This is a genomic window from Paenibacillus sp. FSL R10-2199 (genome assembly GCF_038000235.1).
Classification (GTDB): Bacteria; Bacillota; Bacilli; order Paenibacillales; family Paenibacillaceae; genus Paenibacillus_AQ; species Paenibacillus_AQ phytohabitans.
Genome location: NZ_JBBOBO010000002.1, coordinates 447246 through 465455, shown reverse-complemented (window position 1 = coordinate 465455; position 18210 = coordinate 447246). Strand labels below are relative to the sequence as shown.

The window sequence follows — 18210 nt, the reverse complement described above, 5'->3', positions numbered from 1 at the left end:
TTTATTTAGAATTTGACCTAGAGATACTCCAATGCTGATGTTGGCCGTTACTGCGGTGATTTTCGGACTTCCGGCCGCTGTTGTCCCCAGATTTCCTGATTAAACCGCTGATCGCGGTAGAAATCCGGTGACAGCACATGCTTCCGAAGCGAGCTTTCCTACGGAAAGCTTTCAGGCGGACGCTACCGCTCCTACAGTTCCGAAATTCCCCTCCGTTACTTTCATCTTTTTATTGTCTTCACAAGTTCAACTTATAAAAAAAGCCCCGAAGAAGCTTAATGCCTCCGGGGCTGGGGAGACAGAGACTACACAGTTACCGAAGAGCCGTCAGCAGTCACACTGCTCAGTCCGTTCACCGTATACTCCTTGCCATGAATCGTGAGGGATGCCGGAACATCGGTTTCATTACTAACCGTAACCTGTACATCGGTAACTGTGACCTTCAGACGGGAGCCGCGGAACATGATTTTGAACGAATAAGAGGTCCAGTGTCCCGGGTTGGAAGGGTTCAGGGTCAGCCGGTCGCCCAGCACCCGGAGTCCTCCGAAGCCGTGTACGATTGACATCCATGTACCCGCCATGCTGGTCGTATGGCAGCCGTCTTCCGTATCATTATTGTAATTATCGAGATCCAGCCGCGAAGTGCGCAGATACATCTCATAAGCCTTCTCTTTGTAGCCCAGCTCGCAGGCCAGAATGGCATGGATACAAGGGGAGAGGGAGGACTCGTGCACGGTGATCGGCTCATAGAAGTCGAAGTTGCGCTTTTTGGTATCCAGATCATAGCGGTCTCCCAGGAAGTAGAGCCCTTGCAGCACATCCGCCTGTTTAATGAAGCAGGAGCGCAGGATGCGGTCCCAGGACCATTTCTGGTTCAGCGGCAGGTTTTCCGGCAGCACATCCTTCACCTGGATAATCTCCTTGTCGAGGAAGCCATCCTGTTGCAGGAAGATGCCGCGTTCTTCATCAGCCGGGTAGTACATTTTGGCGATAATCTCGTTCCACTGCGCCGTTTCGCTCTCCAGCAGCTCCAGCTTGTCGGCCAGCTCTGCATAACGTGTGCCTTCATTCTCTTGCAGGTACGCCAACGCTTCCAGGGTATATTCCATGGTCCAGGCGGCAATCCGGTTCGTATACCAGTTATTGTTGACATTGTTCTCGTATTCATTCGGGCCGGTTACACCGAGCATTACATATTTGTCCTTATGCGGCACATAGTGCACGCGTTCTTCCCAGAAGCGGGAGATCTCTACCAGCACCTCAAGCCCGTATTGGCCGAGATAAGCCTTGTCGCCGGTATAGTTCACATAGTTGTAAATTGCGTAAGCAATCGCGCCGTTGCGGTGAATTTCTTCAAACGTAATCTCCCACTCGTTATGGCACTCCTCACCATTCATCGTCACCATCGGGTAGAGTGCGCCTTTTTTGTAACCGAGCTTTAGGGCATTCTCTTTGGCTTTCTCCAGATGCTTGTAACGGTAGATCAGCAGATTGCGGGCAATCGAGGAGTCGGCGGTACTGAGATAGAAAGGCACACAATAAGCTTCCGTATCCCAGTAAGTGCTGCCGCCGTATTTTTCCCCGGTGAAGCCCTTCGGTCCGATATTGAGACGGTCATCTTCGCCCGTATAGGTCTGATTCAGCTGGAAAATATTAAACCGGATTGCCTGCTGCGCCGACACGTCACCCTCAATAATAATGTCGCTTTCCTTCCACTTATCGCCCCAAGCCGCAGCCTGTTCGGTCAAAAGCGCTACAAATCCGGCTTCACGCGCACTCTGCAAGGCGGTCCGTGCGGCGTCTACCAGCTGGCCCAGCCCGTAATTGCGGGAGGTGACATTGGCGGCATACTTATAAATAACCACCTGATCGCCGGACTGTACCGGAATCGTTACTTTGCTGCCTACATATTTCTCCTGCTCGATAGATTCTGCTTCTGCGGCTGTTGGTTCGCCGTTGACCAGAATGTCATAGACATAGGCTGAGGTTACGTGAAAATCAAGCTTTTTGGTCTTCAGGGTGAGGTGTCCGCCCGCCGGTTCCGCTTTCTTCTCGACCTCGTTCCAGAACTTCTCGTCGTAGTTGGAATCCTTGTTCTTGATATCGCCATCCAGATAAGGAGTCACGGTAATCTCACCGGAGAAATTGAGCGGCTGGATGGAGTAGCGGATCGCGCCAATCTCATGGCGGACCATGCTGACGATGCGGATGCTCTCCACTTTCACTTCTTTGCCGTCTGCGGTCGTGGCTGTGAAGCTGCGGGAGAGAGTGCCTTCCTTCATATTAAGTACACGGCGGAATTCGCTGACTGTGCAGGCTGCCAAATCGAGCGGAATGCCGTCAACTTCAACGTTGATGCCGATCCAGTTGGTGCTGTTGAGGACTTTGGCAAAATACTCCGGATAGCCGTTTTTCCACCAGCCGACCCGTGTCTTGTCAGGGTAGTATACACCAGCCATGTAGCTGCCTTGCAGGCTGTGCCCGCTGTATTGTTCTTCGAAGTTGGCTCTGCCGCCCATGTACCCGTTCCCGATGCTAAATACGCTTTCGGAAATTTCCTGGGTCTGCGGATCAAAGGATTCTTCGATGATGGACCATTCATCAATTTTGAGGTATTGTTTCATTGTTATTGGCTCCTTTTAGATGGGGGAATGAGGTATATAAAATGAACTAAACCTGTTGTACTAAAATTACGGTGCCTCCGTCGCCACTGCGCGGAATGTTTGGACTTCCGGCCGCTGTTATAATCAGATTTCTCTATTAGTAAGCGATATTCAGCTGATGAAATCTGATTATAAAGGCGGACGCTAACGCTCCTACAGTTCCAAACTTCCGCTCCGCGGCTTCATCCCCATAATTTTAATGACCATTTTCAGTTCTTTTATAAAGAGTAGGGCAGAAGACAAGGAATCATATTACGCAGCAGCTGTTAATATTCGTCAAATGGCAGCAAAAGATTCCCGGAGTGCAGCAACGCTGATCTGCTGCAAAGAAGGGACCACCAGATTCGCTGCGCCCAGCGTCTCGGGCGAACCGATGCCGACGCTGCGCATGCCCGCACGGGTGGCGGCCAGGACGCCGGCTTCGGCATCCTCGAAGACTACGCAGTGTTCAGGAGCGATATTGACTGCCTGTGCTCCCAGCAGGAAGACCTCCGGATCAGGTTTGGCTACGCTGGTGTGCGTGCCGTCAATGATCGCATCGAAGTAGGGGGTCAAGCCGGTATTGTTCAGGATGGTCATCGCATTCTTGCTGGCGGAGCCCAGGGCTACCTTGATGCCGTGTTCCCGGCATTCCTTCAGGAAGTCCAGCGCGCCGGGCAGAATCTCTGAGCTGTCCATCTTGGCGATGTATTCGACATAGCGGTTGTTCTTCTGCTCGGCTAGTCTTGCTTTCTCATCTTCTCCAAGCTCGATACCGCCGATCTCCAGCAGGATATTCAGGGAAGCGGCCCGGCTGACGCCTTTGAGCCGCTCATTATCGTGTTCGGTGAAGACGAATCCGAGCTTTTCCGCCAGCTCTCTCCAGGCAATATAGTGGTATCTGGCGGTGTCGACGAGTACACCGTCCAGATCGAACAGGCAAGCTTTGATTTCTGACATAATGAACCTCCTAAAATGTAAGTGGATATAATCTATTTTGAGAATCGCGCCGAATGGGCGCGTCACAATAAATGGGTGGGAATGCTGCACTACGTACAACAATCATCGGTGGAGCGCCTACGGCTGGCAGAATTGTTGTACTACGTACAACAATCCAAAAGAAAAGTTGGTTAAATTGCGGAAATGTTGCACCAGATACAACAATTCGTCAGCGAAACGCTCCAGTTGGGCGGTAGTGTTGCATAAAGTACAACAATCCTCGGCTGAGCGCCTACGGCTGGCAGAATTGTTGTACCACGTACAACAATCCAAAAGAAAAGTTGGTTAAATTGCGGAAATGTTGCACCAGATACAACAATTCGTCAGCGAAACGCTCCAGTTGGGCGGTAGTGTTGCATAAAGTACAACAATCCTCGGCTGAGCGCCTACGGCTGGCAGAATTGTTGTACCACGTACAACAATCCAAAAGAAAAGTTGGTTAAATAGCGGAAATGTTGCACCAGATACAACAATTCGTCAGCGAAACACTCCAGTTGGGCGGAAATGTTGCATAAAGTACAACAATCCTCGGGCGAGCGCCTCCGGCTGGCAGAATTGTTGTACTACGTACAACAATCCAAAAGAAAAGTTGGTTAAATAGGGAAATGTTGCATAAAGTACAACAATCCGTCAGCGAAACGCTCTAGTTGGACGGAAATGTTGCACTAAGTACAACAATCCGTCTGCAAAACGCTCCAGTTGGGCGGAAATGTTGCATAAAGTACAACAATTTGTCTGCAAAACGCCCTCGGAAGGTGGAATTGTTGCACTACGTACAACAATCCATCTGCGAAACACCCTCAGCGCTCCCGGCGTGGGCTAAAGCTTGGCTAGGGCGGAAAATCCTATCCAAATGTGGTGCGATTCTATTTAGCGCAAACGTTTGTACAAAGCTCCAAAAAATAAATGAAGCGTAATTAGCTTCATTTATCTGCATGTAAAATCACTGCTGCTTGTGCATCATTGCTTACCCGGAGTATACATCGATGACTCCCGTACGATTAAACGGTGGGGAATGACAAAACGGTTAGTATATCCGTCATGATTATCCGGCTTCTGAATACTCTGAATCAGCACCTGTGAGGCCGTATAGCCCAGATGATAGATTCCGATATCAATGCTGCTGATTGGCGGGCTGGACAATTCCGAGAGCGGAATATTGTTAAAGCTGACAATCGCCAGATCCTCAGGGACCTTGTATTTCAGCTCATTCAGTCCGCGCAATACCCCGAAAGAGACCATATCATCCACCGCAACAAGTGCCGTCGGACGGTTCGGAAGATTCATGAAGAAGGACATCGCCCGGTAGCCGCTGTCCTGCAGAAACTCGCCTTCGACAATCCATTCCGCCTTCATTTCAAGACCTTTATTCTGCATTGCCTTACGGTAGCCTTCCAGACGGTCGCGCGAAACGATAAGATTCGGCGGGCCGCTGACGAAGCCAATGCGTTCATGACCCATGGAAATAAGGTGGTTCGTTGCATCATAAGCAGCCATGATATTATCATTGTCGACTGACAATATATCCTCATAGCGGTCGCTTCGTCCAACCAGCACGAAGGGATAGCCGCCTGATTCCAGAAAATCGATCACCGCATCATCTTTACGGGAATACAGCAGAATAACGCCGTCCACGCGGCGTCCTTTGAGCAAGCGTGAGACGGCTTCAAGCTCTTCCTTCTCATTTGCCCCGGAGCTGATCAGCACATCATAGCCGGAACGGCTGGACTGGGTGACGATCCCGCGGATTAATTCCATAAAAAACAAATTGGAGAACAGCTCTTCAGCCGGTTTCGGAAGAATGATGCAAATACTGTTGGTTGTCTTGGAAACGAGACTTTTGGCCATCATGTTCGGGGTGTAGCCCATTTCCTCCATAATCACTTTAACCTTACGGGAAGTTTCTAGGCTGATTCTGGGATGGCCTGACAACACCCGGGAGACCGTGGAGGGAGAAACTCCCGCTTTCTTGGCCACGTCCTTAATGGTAACTGTCATAGAAACCTCCTTATGGAACCGTTTGCTTTACACAGTAATATTAATCGAAGTGCTGATGATTGTAAATAGATAAACCCGGTGTGTTGCACAATACTGGCATAGAAAGTGATGAAATGAACATTTTTTCTGCGCAGGCCACAAGCTTTCCACAGGGATTCACTGGATGTTTATGAATGGAGTGGTTTCCGTGGGGGGAGGCAGTTTGGAGGCATCCCGGACATTGCACCAAAACTGTGCAAACGTTGTTAGATTGATGCAGATGATGATATATCTAATTTATTTTCAATATTCCTTTATAAAATAAGGATTTATTTAGACTTTCTCAGCTTTTTTGTTATTAACGAAAGCATGTGGATGATTATGAAGTGTGCAAATTAATGCAATTAATGACTTAATTATTGTGCAACTATAAGCAAATATTTGAGAATATTCTGGAAAATTACTAGTTGACAATAACTTTACCGGCGGATTAGTATGAAATCGAAATGAAGCAAGCGTTTACAAAGTCCGTTTTTATGCAGAATATTTATGTCGCTGCCCTGAGTCAATGGATAAAGGTTTGTGCACAAATGATTGCAAACGTTTGCACAATGGGAAGGGCGAATTGAGGGCGTGATGGCGTGATGGCGTGATGGCGTGATGGCGTGATGGTGTGATGGCGTGATGGCACGATTTTGGAATTTGACAAGGAGGATCGGGGTCGCTTGGGCCTGACAAGCCATCTTTACAGCAGACATCCTGCAACCGGAGATTGGGATTCTGCCGTTCAAGCGGTTGAAGTTCATAACATTCATGGGGGGATTGACGGAATGAAATTTGCTTTACGGATAAAAAAAGCTTTTGCAATCTTGATGGTTATCGCTCTTGTATGCTCGGGCTTTGGCATAAACCTGCCCAGAGTCAGCGCAGAAACGACAAAGGTTGTGCTGGTTGGTGACCTGCAGAGTAAGTTCACAGGGCTGGACCCTGCTGAAACGGCGGACTGGAACGAGAAATCGACCGTAACCCAAATGACTTACAGGGGGGAGGGTCTGTACACCTTCACCGGCATGCTGCCGCAGGGGACCTATCAATATAAAGTGGCTCTTAACGGTGCGTGGACGGAAAACTACGGATATGGCAGCTACACTAATCCCGCCGGAACAGATGCTGACGGCAACATTCAGATTACATTAAGTGAGGAGACAAGTGTAACCTTTTATTATAATGACATTACCAAAGCGATTGCAGATTCCACGTATTATTCACCGGTGCCTGCGGACCGTTTACCCCGGGTGACCGGCAGTCTGCAGACTGCACTTGGAGATGAGCAGAATGACTCCCCGGCAGATGCCCGTACACTGCTAACCGATCCTGACTTCGACGGGGTCTATGAGCAGACGGCCTTACTTCCTGCCGGCAGTTATACCTACCAGATTTATCTTCCGGGCGCTGACCCATCGGGTGGAGTCTCCTATCCGGATACGGCGCAGGAGCTTAAGCTTCCCTCCGCATTACCTGTAACATTCAAGTATAAAACGCAGGACAACAGTGTGTCTGCCCATTACACGGTTCCTGCTGAACCGGGTACGGCCGTGCCTGTTCCTGCCGGACATATAAGAGTTCATTACCACCGTGCTGCCGGTGATTATGCCGGTCAGGCTTTATGGACATGGGGCGATGTTGTATCGCCGTCCGTGAATTGGCCTAAGGATGCCGTTCCTTTCCCTGATGGACAAACCGATGCCTACGGCGCTTATGTCGATCTGCCTGTGAAGGATGGGGCGAAGACGATCTCGTTCCTCGTGGTAGACCGGACTACCGGGGTTAAGGAAATGGAGGACGGGGACAAGACCATCATCATCAGTACCCCGCAGACCAATGAGGTCTGGATCACGGAGGGCTCGAATAAAGTAACCCCTTATGAACCGGTGGAGCTTCCGGCGAATACAGTGCGGATTCATTATATGCGGGCCGACAACAATCAGAGCCAATACGGCCTGTGGCTGTGGGATGATGTGGTGACGCCGTCTAATGTGTGGCCCAAAGACGCAACTCCTTTTGCGCCCGAACACAGGGATTCCTTCGGAGCCTATGCGGATATTCCGCTGAAGGAGAATGCCAAGACTATCAGTTTCATCGTTATGAAGCCTGCAAACGGAGACAAAGACGGTCCGGCGGGCAATGAGAACAAAAGCTTCGCTTTTCTGGACCGTTACAATCAGCTGTGGGTGAAGGAGAATGACCCGAACGTCTATACTTCACCTTTTGGCGAGACACCGGTTGGGCTGTTATCCGCAGATATATTGTCCGCAAGCAAACTATGGCTCGGGTTTACGTTAACGGACGGGCTCACGGCGGATGCTTTACAAACAGCCATTTCTATAAAGGACTCGGAAGGAGCCTCTGTTCCTGTTACAGGTGTGGCGGTTACCGGCGCAACTTCGGTTGAAGTGACTACCGGTGCATTTGATCTGAAGAAAATCCCGCTGAGTGTAACGTATGCAGGCAAAACTGTATCCGCTTCCGCCGGCTGGAGAATGATGGATGAGCTATATAATTACACAGGTGACGATCTCGGGGCCACGTACCATAAGGCCGGCAAGTCGGCAACCCTGAAGCTTTGGGCACCGAAAGCGAGCTCAGTAACTGCGGTGGTCTACGATAAAGCTGACGCTAATCTCACCGTAGGCCGCGCCGGACTGACTCTGGGTGACAAAGGAGTCTGGACAGCGGAGCTGACTCCTGCTGATCTGACCGGTGCACCCGGCGCAGAGGATGTCAGAGACTTCTATTACCAGTATGAAGTGACCAATGAGGGAGTAACTAAGCAGGTGCTTGATCCCTATGCCAAATCCATGGCTGTATTCACCGTGAATACGGCGGGAGAGGCAGGTGCAGGCGGTGATACGGTGGGCAAGGCAGCCATTGTGGATTTAAGCGCTACGGATCCCGAGGGCTTCCAGGCTGCAGACATTGCCGGCTATGAGGATCGTGAGGACGCCATTATCTATGAGGCGCATATCAGAGACTTCACCTCCGATCCGGCAATCCAGTCGAGCCTCGGCGGGGAACGCTGGGGGTCTTATGCGGCTTTTGAGTCGAAGCTGGATTATATCAAATCACTGGGTGTCACCCACATTCAGCTGCTTCCGGTGATGGCCTGGTATTACGGGGACGAAACCGGGATGGAAGACAGGGAGCTGGACTATTCCGCTCAAGGCAATGAGTATAACTGGGGTTATGATCCGCACAGCTATTTCTCTCCGGACGGGGCGTATTCCCGCAATCCGGCAGATCCGGAAGAGAGGATCAAAGAGCTGAAAGGCTTGATCGATGCGGTACACGAAGCCGGGATGGGCGTCATTCTTGATGTTGTATACACCCATATGGCCAAAAAAGAATTCCTGAACGATATCGTGCCTAATTATTATGCCTTCCAGGACCCGGCGGGCAACTTCATCGGCGGTTTCGGCAACAATCTGGCAACCAGCCATAAGATGGCCGAGAAGCTGATGGTCGATTCCGTAAAATACTGGTTCCAGGAGTACAAAATCGACGGGATGCGGTGGGACATGATGGGCGATGCCACAGCAGATGCGGTTCAGGCTGCTTATGACGCTGCGGCTGCCATTAATCCCAAGGCGCTGTTCATCGGGGAGGGCTGGATTACCTTCGGGGGCGAGGCTTCGGATCCATCCCTCAAAGGCAAGGCTGCTGATCAGAAATGGATGGATAAGACGGACAGTGTCGGCGTATTCTCCGATGAATTCCGCAATGAGCTGAAATCCGGGTACGGCTCCGAAGGAGATCCGCGGTTCATTACGGGCGGAGCGCGCCCCTTGACGACGATCTTGAACAATATCAAAGCGCAGCCTTCCAATATTCCGGCAGATGATCCAGGAGATATCGTGCAATACATTGAAGCGCATGATAATCTGACGCTCCATGATGTCATTGCCCTGGCCCTTCACAAGAATCCGCAGAACGCGGCGAATGAGCTGGAGATCCAGAAGCGGATCAGGCTCGGGAATATGCTGCTGCTGACTTCGCAGGGAACCGCATTCCTGCAGGCGGGTCAGGAGTACGGGCGTACCAAGCAATGGTTGGCTGAAGGGATTCCCGAGCAGAAATATACCGAAGTCCGCGATGCGGCTGATCAATCGGTCAGTTATTTCATCAACGATTCCTACGATTCGTCGGATGCGGTCAATGCTTTCGACTGGGCCGCAGCAACGGATGAAGTGAACTTTCCGGTGCAGAATGCGACCAGAGAATACACGGCCGGGCTGATTAAGCTCAGAAAGTCTACCAACGCTTTCCGGCTGGGCGACATCAGTCTCGTGAATTCCAATGTCAAGCTTATCGAGTCACCTGAAATGCAGAAGGATGATCTGGTGATCGGTTATACAAGCAAGGCAACGGATGGAACCGGGATCTATTATGTCTTCATGAACGGTGACAGCAAGACAAGAGTTCTTACTTTGCCGGAGAATTTGAGTGACGGTACTGTGCTTGCCGACAATGACGAAGCCGGGACCGATGCGATTTCTGCTGCGGACCAGAGCGGATTCAGCCTGACGGCGGATTCCATCACCCTCGACCCGCTCACATCTGTAATTATCCGCAAGGATGCAGCCGCAGCAGTAGTGTCTCTGCTGGAGACTGACCAGGCTAGCTATTCGCTGAAGGAAGGGGCCGCGCATCAGACTGTGGTCACGGCCAAATATGCGGATGGCACTTCAAGCAAAGTGACCGCCAAAGCGCTGTATGCATCCGATAAACCGGAAGTAGCCACAGTGACAAGCAAAGGGCTGGTGAAGGGGATTAAGGCTGGAACAGCGATCCTTACCATTACCTATGGCGGCGTGTCCGCGAATGTGACTGTAGAAGTAACCAGCCCGCCAGTAGAAACCAAACGGTATGTGCAGTTCACTTACACCCGGGAAGACAGGATTTATAAGGATTGGAGTGTATGGCTGTGGTATACCGGGGCAACAGACGGTGAGGTGAAGCTCCCCGAGCCCGCAGGAGATTCAGCAAGCTCGACGGTTCTGATTGAAGTAGGCAAAGACGCAACCCAGGTAGGCTTTGTTCTCATAAAAGGTCTGGAGTGGCCTGACAATAAGCAGGATATTTCAGATGACCGCTATATTGCTCTGACTCCCGGAGAGGCTTTCACAAAAGTCCATGTAACCAGCATGGTCAAAGAGCTGGAAATCACTCCGGGCATCAGCGGTCCGCTGATGCAGGATGAAGCCATAACCTTCCTTTACCGTGATGACGAGCTGTTCCGCGGCGGCGATGTGTCTGCGATAACAGACATTAAAGTGAAGGTGAACGGCAAAGAATATCCGATGGAGTATGATCCGGCCAAGGAATGGTTCAGCTATAGGCTGAGCGGTCTGGAGGAAGGCATTTATAAGTATACCTTCATCGTAACTAAGGACGGAGTGACCCGCGAGTTCAGCGACCCGCACAACACGGTGGGCGGAGAATCCTCCCTGTACTATCACAAACCGGAGGTTAACATTACGGCAACGGTGAATCCGACGGCTGTAACCTCCAATGAGAATGCTGTAGTAACGGTGAAGGCTGTCTCCACAGAGGAAGTGTCCTATAAAGACGCTTATCTGGATCTTACCGCTCTGGGAGGACCAGCCAAGGTCAAATTCGATACAGAGCTTATGCAGCAGACCATAGCAGTGAAGGATAACGTGCCGGCGGGTATCAAAAGCATTCCAATCGTGCTTGTAGACCAGTATGGCAATCTGCACAGACAGTCTGCTGAAATCGAGGTGAAAGCCAGAACCTACAGCGGTTCCAAGCTTGATTTCGACTGGGATGAGGCGCGGATCTATTTCGCACTGACCGACCGCTTCAAGGACGGTGACCCTGACAACAATGAGAATGTGGACAAGGCACATCTTGAAGCCTATCATGGCGGCGATTTCAGGGGGATGATCGGCAAGCTTGATTATCTGCAGGAGCTGGGCATCAACACGCTCTGGATCACGCCGGTTGTAGACAATATTGATTTCAACCAGGGGTTAAGCTTTGGCGGCAAACAATATGCTTATCACGGGTATTGGGCCAAGGATTTCACTAAGCTTGATGAGCATCTTGGGGACATGGAGACCTTCAAGGAGCTGATCGAGAAGGCGCATGACAAGGGCATCAAGATTATGGTCGATGTAGTGCTTAATCATACAGGCTACGGGTTGAAGGAGGATGACGTCAATCCGCAGGTGGCTGCAGAGGACAAAGCGCGTTTTGCGGGAATGCTGCGTACGGACGGCGTTCAAGCCGATACGGATGTCATCAAAGGCGAGCTCAGCGGATTGCCGGACTTCAAGACGGAAGATCCTGCGGTACGCAAGCAGATCATTGCCTGGCAGACAGGCTGGCTGGATAATGCCCGGACAGAGCGGGGAGATACAATCGACTATTTCCGCGTTGATACGGTCAAACATGTGGAGAGCGCAACCTGGAAAGCATTTAAAAATGCGCTGACGGCTATAGATCCGGGCTTCAAAATGGTCGGCGAATACTTCGGCGGAACCGCCGATAATGACGGCGGCATGCTGCAGAGCGGGCAAATGGACGGTTTGCTTGATTTTAGCTTTAATGATCAGGCCAAGCTGTTCGCAGACGGCACCATTAATGCTGTGGATGCTTATCTGCAGGAGCGCGAAGCGAAGATCAGCAATACCGGGGTGATGGCACAATTCCTCAGCAGCCATGATGAGGATGGTTTCCTCTCGGACTACGTTGACGGGGACAAGGGTAAGCTCAAGATCGCTGCCGCGCTGCAGATCACGGCCAAGGGCCAGCCGGTGATTTACTATGGGGAAGAGCTGGGCCGGTCCGGTAAAAATGCCGGGGATATGGCAAGCGGCAAGTTCAGCGAGAACCGGGGCGATATGCCTTGGAATCAGCTTACTGCAGAGCAGGGACTTCATGATCATTATCAGAAGCTGCTGAACATTAGGGCGGAATATTCGCAGCTATATGCCAAAGGTATCCGCACCAAGCTTGCGGGCTCCGATGATCTGGGATATCTGGCCTTCAACAAGCAATACGGGAACGATAACGTGGTTACGGTAATCAACACGAAGAAGGAAGGTCTGAGTGCAGAGATTCCCGTGCCTTTTGCGGCCTTGTCTTCTGTGAGAGATGAGTACAGCGGCAAACTATATACGGTATCGGCTGACCGGAAGATTAGGATTGATCTGCCGGGCAGAGATGACGGGGGGACGGTGATTCTGGCGGCGGAGACAGTTGTAGTACCGCCAACACCAACACCAACGCCAACACCAGCGGCAGAATCCGAAACTAGTTCCGTTGTAAAGCCAACGGTAAAGCCAACACCAACGCCAGGGCCAACGGCAGTTCCGGCAGGTACACAGATTATAAGTGACCAGGATCTTCGAAATGGCAAGGATGGCAGAGTAGAACTCAGTCTGGATCAGGGCAAGACTTCCGTGCTGCTGCCGGTCCAGGCAGCTAAGCTGCTGGGGAATAACGGGCTGGTTATTCACTCGGAGGGGCTGTCCGTTACAATCCCGAATGCTGTGCTGGCTGATATTCAGGCCATGGTTACAGGTGCGGATGCGGACAGTTCACATATCCTGCTGGAGCTGACTCCGCTTAGCGAAGCTGCAGCGCAGGATGCAGTCAAGAGATTCAGTAAGGAGAACACGGCTGCTACTGCTGCATCCGGGGTATACGACCTTAAACTGCAGATTATCAAAAAAGACGGGACCAGCCTGCCTGTTACAACGTTCAAGCAGCCGGTTACTTTGACGCTTAAGCTTCAGGGCAACCCGGTTAAGGATTGGACAGGTGTGTTCTATCTGGGAGATAACGGTGAGCTGAAGTATATTGGGGGCGCAGCACCAGCGGATGGTTCACTTACTGCTGCAGTTACACATTTCAGCAAGTATGCAGCACTTCAGATAAATACAGTGTTCAAGGATGTGCCTGATACCCACTGGGCTTCTGCTGCCATTAAATCACTTGCAGCCAAACAGGTGGCAACAGGAGTATCGGCTGCTGAATTTGAACCTGCAAGAAACGTGACGCGTGCAGAGTTTACAGCATTGCTGATGCGTGCACTCGGACTGTCAGGGGAAGGGAGAGCGTTATTCACTGATGTCCGGGCGGATGCCTGGTACTCCTCTTATGTAGCCGCTGCCGTCAAATCAGGCATTGTTAACGGGCGCAGCAGCACTGCCTTTGCCCCGGATGCTACAATCAGCCGTGAGGAAATGGCGGTGATGATTATCCGTGCTCTGGAGTTCAAACAGGGCAAGGTTCTGGCATCCTCAACAGGCCAGGTCTTATTCGCGGATGCTTCCAGTATCAGTGAATGGGCACATGCTTATGTGAATGCTGCCGTAGAGCTTAAACTTGTGCAAGGCAGAGACCATCATCTCTTTGCGCCGCAAGGACAGTTAACCCGTGCAGAGAGTGCGCAGGTGATTTACAAGCTGCTCGGCAAATAGCACGCGCAACGAATCAGATCAGAACATAAACAGGGTATTCCGCAAGCCATAACGGCTGCGGAATACCCTGTTTGCTTTGCCTGGAATATAACTCAATCCAATGAATGGAGCTCCTGAGACGGAGGCTAGGCCATATTAGCCTGCAGTACTGCATAACCGTAAGCCGGAAGCTTGAGCGACAGCTTGCCGCGTTCCGCACGGAGCGGTTCGCCGGTGAACAGGTTCTTCCAGGAGCGTTCCTGTACGTCTGCCCGGAAGGTCTGCGCGGTCTCCTCAGTATTGATCAGCACGAGAATAAGATCATCGCCCAGGCTGCGTTCATAAGCCAGCTTGGTGCCCCCGGGTCCGGCTTCCAGGAACGTGAAGCTTCCTGTGCGCAGTGCCGGATGGCTGCTGCGGATCTCGATCAGCTTGCGGTAATAATTGAACAGGCTGCGGTCCTGCATCGCCGGATTCCACTCCATGCACTTGCGGCAGTCCGGATCGCCTTCACCATCCATGCCGATCTCATCCCCGTAATAAATGCAGGGAGTTCCCATGAAGGTGAACTGGAACAGCGCAGCCAGCTTCAGCTTATTCTTGTCCCCATCCGCGAGCGTCAGCAAACGGGGGGTGTCGTGGCTGTCCAGCAGGTTGAAGGCAACCTCGCTGGCCTGCAGCGGGTAGCGCGACAGCTGTTTGCCGATGGAGTTGGCGAAGCCCTCCGCATCGAGCTTGCCATACACGAAGAAGTCGAGCACCGCATCCGTGAACGGGTAGTTCATCACTGCATCGAACTTGTCTCCTTCCAGCCATGGCGCGGATTCATGCCAGATCTCACCTAGAATATAAGCCTCGGGATTCGCACGCTTCACCACCTTGCGGAAGTCGCGCCAGAATTCATGATCGACCTCGTTGGCCACATCCAGGCGCCAGCCGTCGATGCCGACCTCCCGGATCCAATACTCAGCGACTTTCAGCAAATATTCCTTAACCTCAGGATTCTCCGTATTCAGCTTCGGCATCAGCGGCTCAAAGGCAAAAGCGTCATAATTCGGAATGTTATCCACAACCTGAAGCGGGAACTCGCGGACATGGAACCACTCTTTATAAGCGGAGGCTTCACCTTTCTCCAGCACATCCACGAACGGGGCGAAGGTACGTCCGGCATGATTGAATACAGCGTCAAGCAGCACACGGATACCGCGTTCATGGCAGGCGTCGACCAGCCTTTTCAGCGTCTTCACATCCCCGAAATGCGGATCAACCTGCATGTAGTCTTCCGTGTCATATTTATGGTTGGTGGTAGCTGTGAAGATTGGTGTGAAATAGATGCCCGTGATACCCAGCTCAGTAAGATGATCCAGATGGTCAATGACCCCCTGCAGATCACCGCCGAAGAAGTTGTCAGGCTTAGGAGTGCCGCCCCATGGCTGTACATTGTCCGGATTCAGACTGGAATCGCCGTTCGCGAAACGTTCAGGGAAGATCTGATAGAAGACAGCATCCTTCACCCACGCAGGAGGAATGAACACGTCACCGCGGTTGATATAAGGGAACTCAAACAGCCGGTTTGGATTGGCGGGACGTTCGGTTTGGAAATCGCTTTCGGTCATCCAGATGCGCTCATGGCCCTTTTGCAGCAGGAAGCCGTACTTCAACCGGCGGTAAAGGGGGACGGACTCGCACTCCCAGTAATCGAACATCGCATCCGAAGTGAAAAGAGTCATAGGAATCAACTCCTTGGTGTTGTCCCAGGCGTACTTGTCCCCGGCCCAGGCGAATACCTCGGTTAAATCCCCTTTCTTGGCACGCAGACGCAGGTGGATCGTTTCATGATCGTAGGCATAAGACCAATTGAGGCGCGGACGATGATACACAGCTTCTAACAACATACTAATTCCTCCTAAGGTTTAGTGAACCAAACACCCCTGAATAACACCGGGCAAACCAGCGCTGGCTCCGGAAGCAAGCATTTTACAAACACAGTTCTATATCTGGCAAGTGCATGATTAGCACAGCAGCTGTGCCACAATCGCACTAATCATTCAGATTCTGCGCATACCAAACAGGCACAACCGGCGCCGGGTAGCTTGTCCGAGGTTGTACCCAATTGAAGTAACATTGCCTTTGGATTATGTGAAGAACAGGGGCGTTCTTAATGTTTTGGATTATAGCATGGAATAAATTGAGGTTCAATATGTTTGTACAAACATTTGCACAAATACCGACAGGCAGGAAACCGATTTCCAAAGCCTGGAAAATGAGATTATATGGAAATTAAATTACATAATTCGCTAAAATACAGCAAAAAATGCGGTTTGTAAATTTTATTAATAAGATATACAGAGATATTTGAAGAAATCCTGTGAAATTAGAAGGAAATAACAAATCATATACATAAAATCATTGAATTTGCTTAAATACACTCTGTGCAAACGTTTTAACAATCTTGCCCGCTGATGTATTATGAATTCAGGAATGAAGCGCTTTCTAAAACTTGGCGGAGCACATAAGGAAGGGTCAATCTGCAAAACTTGAATTTTTTTTGAGTCTTCTGAAATCGTTTGCGCAAAGTCGGAGGCATCATGTTCAAATCAAGTGATATACAAATCGGGAGGGGTTAAAAGCAATGAATTTGAAAAAACTCATGGTTCTCACCGCATCGTTCTCTATGGCAATGTCGATTACGGCGTGCGGCTCAAACAACAATAACGGGGGAAATGCAGCAGCAACCAATGCTCCTGCGAATAATGCAGCAGCAACAGACAACGCTGGCACAAACGGCGGGAATGCTCCGGCAACAGATGAGATTGTGCCTGAAGACGGCGCATCACTGGTGATCTGGGAGAGTAAAGAAGAAAGAGCATTTGCTGAAGAAATCGCCAAGCAGTTCACCGCGCAGTACAACGTTCCCATCAAAATTGAAGAGGTAGCACCGCCCGATCAGGTCGGCAAGCTGACACAAGATGGCCCGTCAGGTCTGGCTGCAGACGTTGTCCTCATTCCTCACGATAATCTGGGTAAGGCTGCAAGCGCGAGCCTGCTGCTTCCAAACGATATTTTCGGTGAGCAGACCAAAGCTGAGAACACAGAAGCATCCATCGTAGGCTCGTCCTATGAGGGTGAACTGTATGGTTATCCGAGAGCGGCAGAAACCTATGCCCTGTTCTACAACAAATCCCTGGTCAAAGAAGCACCTAAATCCTTCGATGACGTGATTGCCTTCAGTAAAACGTTCACTGATAAAGCCAAGAACAGATACGGAATTATGTGGGAAGTCGGCAACATGTACTTCAACTATCCGTTCATCGCTACAACCGGCGGTTACCTGTTCGGCAAAGACGGTACGGATAAAGACGATATCGGTCTGAACAATGAAGGCGCGATCAAAGGTCTGAGTGAATTTGTAAAGCTGAAAGAAATATTGCCGATTAAGAGCGGCGACATTAACCCGGACATCAAGCGCAGCTTGTTCAACACTGGCGATGTGGCCATGGATATCACTGGACCTTGGGAGCTTGCCGGTTATAAAGAAGCTCTGGGCGACAACCTCGGAATTGCTCCGATTCCTACCATCGACGGCAAAACGGCAATTACTTTCTCCGGGATTAAAATTTTCGGAGTCAACGCTTATAGTCAGTATCCGAATGCGGCTAAATTGTATGCCCGCTTTGCTTCCGGCAAAGACGCTCAGCTGACATTGAACAAATTGGTCGGTTCCGTGCCTACGAACAACGAAGCGCTGCAGGATGCGCAAATCACCGGCGACCCGTTCATATCCGCTTTTGCTGAACAGGCCAAGAACTCCCAGCCAATGCCTTCGATTCCTGAAATGGGTAACGTATGGAGCCCGGTAAATGCGGCACTTCCTGAAATTTGGGATAACAACGCAGATCCTAAGGCAGCTATGGACAAAGCAGTAGAACAAATTAAGGATTTGAATAACGGGGCATCTGCCCAGTAAAATCAGCTCTCCGGCAGTGTAATCATCAGCTGCCCTTGAGGCAACAAACAACCATCAGCACACAGTGGAATCAAATCGCCCGCCGCATAGCTCGCGGCGGGCAGTTTCCTGAATTCCGCGCGGAGAGGAGAACGGAAGG

General features: G+C 50.9%; 6 protein-coding genes. 2 read left to right on the top strand and 4 right to left on the bottom strand.

Annotated elements, in window-relative coordinates; genetic code table 11:
• Nucleotides 1-305 precede the first annotated feature (305 nt).
• From NYE33_RS30020 to NYE33_RS30010, 3 genes are all read right to left on the bottom strand, one after another.
• Nucleotides 306-2624 carry a glycoside hydrolase family 65 protein gene (locus NYE33_RS30020; protein WP_042135238.1) on the bottom strand — a complete coding sequence of 773 codons (2319 nt, stop codon included), beginning with the start codon at nucleotides 2622-2624 and terminating at the stop codon, nucleotides 306-308.
• Between the two features lie 315 nt (nucleotides 2625-2939).
• Nucleotides 2940-3602: a beta-phosphoglucomutase gene (gene pgmB / locus NYE33_RS30015; protein ID WP_341068983.1), complete on the bottom strand. Its 663-nt coding sequence runs from the start codon at nucleotides 3600-3602 to the stop codon at nucleotides 2940-2942.
• A 999-nt stretch (nucleotides 3603-4601) separates the two neighbouring features.
• On the bottom strand, nucleotides 4602-5639 hold the full coding sequence (locus tag NYE33_RS30010) for a LacI family DNA-binding transcriptional regulator (RefSeq protein WP_039307469.1): 1038 nt from the start codon (nucleotides 5637-5639) through the stop codon (nucleotides 4602-4604).
• An 809-nt stretch (nucleotides 5640-6448) separates the two neighbouring features.
• Between NYE33_RS30010 and NYE33_RS30005 the strand changes: the two genes are divergently transcribed.
• Nucleotides 6449-14125, top strand: a complete 7677-nt coding sequence (locus tag NYE33_RS30005; protein ID WP_341068981.1) for a pullulanase — start codon at nucleotides 6449-6451, stop codon at nucleotides 14123-14125.
• 125 nt (nucleotides 14126-14250) lie between these two features.
• Here NYE33_RS30005 and NYE33_RS30000 read toward each other — a convergent pair whose 3' ends face one another.
• Complete coding sequence (locus tag NYE33_RS30000) at nucleotides 14251-15999, bottom strand: alpha-glycosidase (protein ID WP_341068978.1); 1749 nt, start codon at nucleotides 15997-15999, stop codon at nucleotides 14251-14253.
• A gap of 737 nt (nucleotides 16000-16736) precedes the next feature.
• Between NYE33_RS30000 and NYE33_RS29995 the strand changes: the two genes are divergently transcribed.
• Nucleotides 16737-18071: a sugar ABC transporter substrate-binding protein gene (locus NYE33_RS29995; RefSeq protein WP_042135245.1), complete on the top strand. Its 1335-nt coding sequence runs from the start codon at nucleotides 16737-16739 to the stop codon at nucleotides 18069-18071.
• Nucleotides 18072-18210 lie beyond the last annotated feature (139 nt).

What these genes read in the sequence shown, in the direction of transcription:
- pgmB (WP_341068983.1), bottom strand. Translation starts at nt 3,602, where the DNA reads ATGTCAGAAATCAAAGCTTGCCTGTTCGATCTGGACGGTGTACTCGTC.
- NYE33_RS30005 (WP_341068981.1), top strand. Translation starts at nt 6,449, where the DNA reads ATGAAATTTGCTTTACGGATAAAAAAAGCTTTTGCAATCTTGATGGTT.
- NYE33_RS30010 (WP_039307469.1), bottom strand. Translation starts at nt 5,639, where the DNA reads ATGACAGTTACCATTAAGGACGTGGCCAAGAAAGCGGGAGTTTCTCCC.
- NYE33_RS30000 (WP_341068978.1), bottom strand. Translation starts at nt 15,999, where the DNA reads ATGTTGTTAGAAGCTGTGTATCATCGTCCGCGCCTCAATTGGTCTTAT.
- NYE33_RS30020 (WP_042135238.1), bottom strand. Translation starts at nt 2,624, where the DNA reads ATGAAACAATACCTCAAAATTGATGAATGGTCCATCATCGAAGAATCC.
- NYE33_RS29995 (WP_042135245.1), top strand. Translation starts at nt 16,737, where the DNA reads ATGAATTTGAAAAAACTCATGGTTCTCACCGCATCGTTCTCTATGGCA.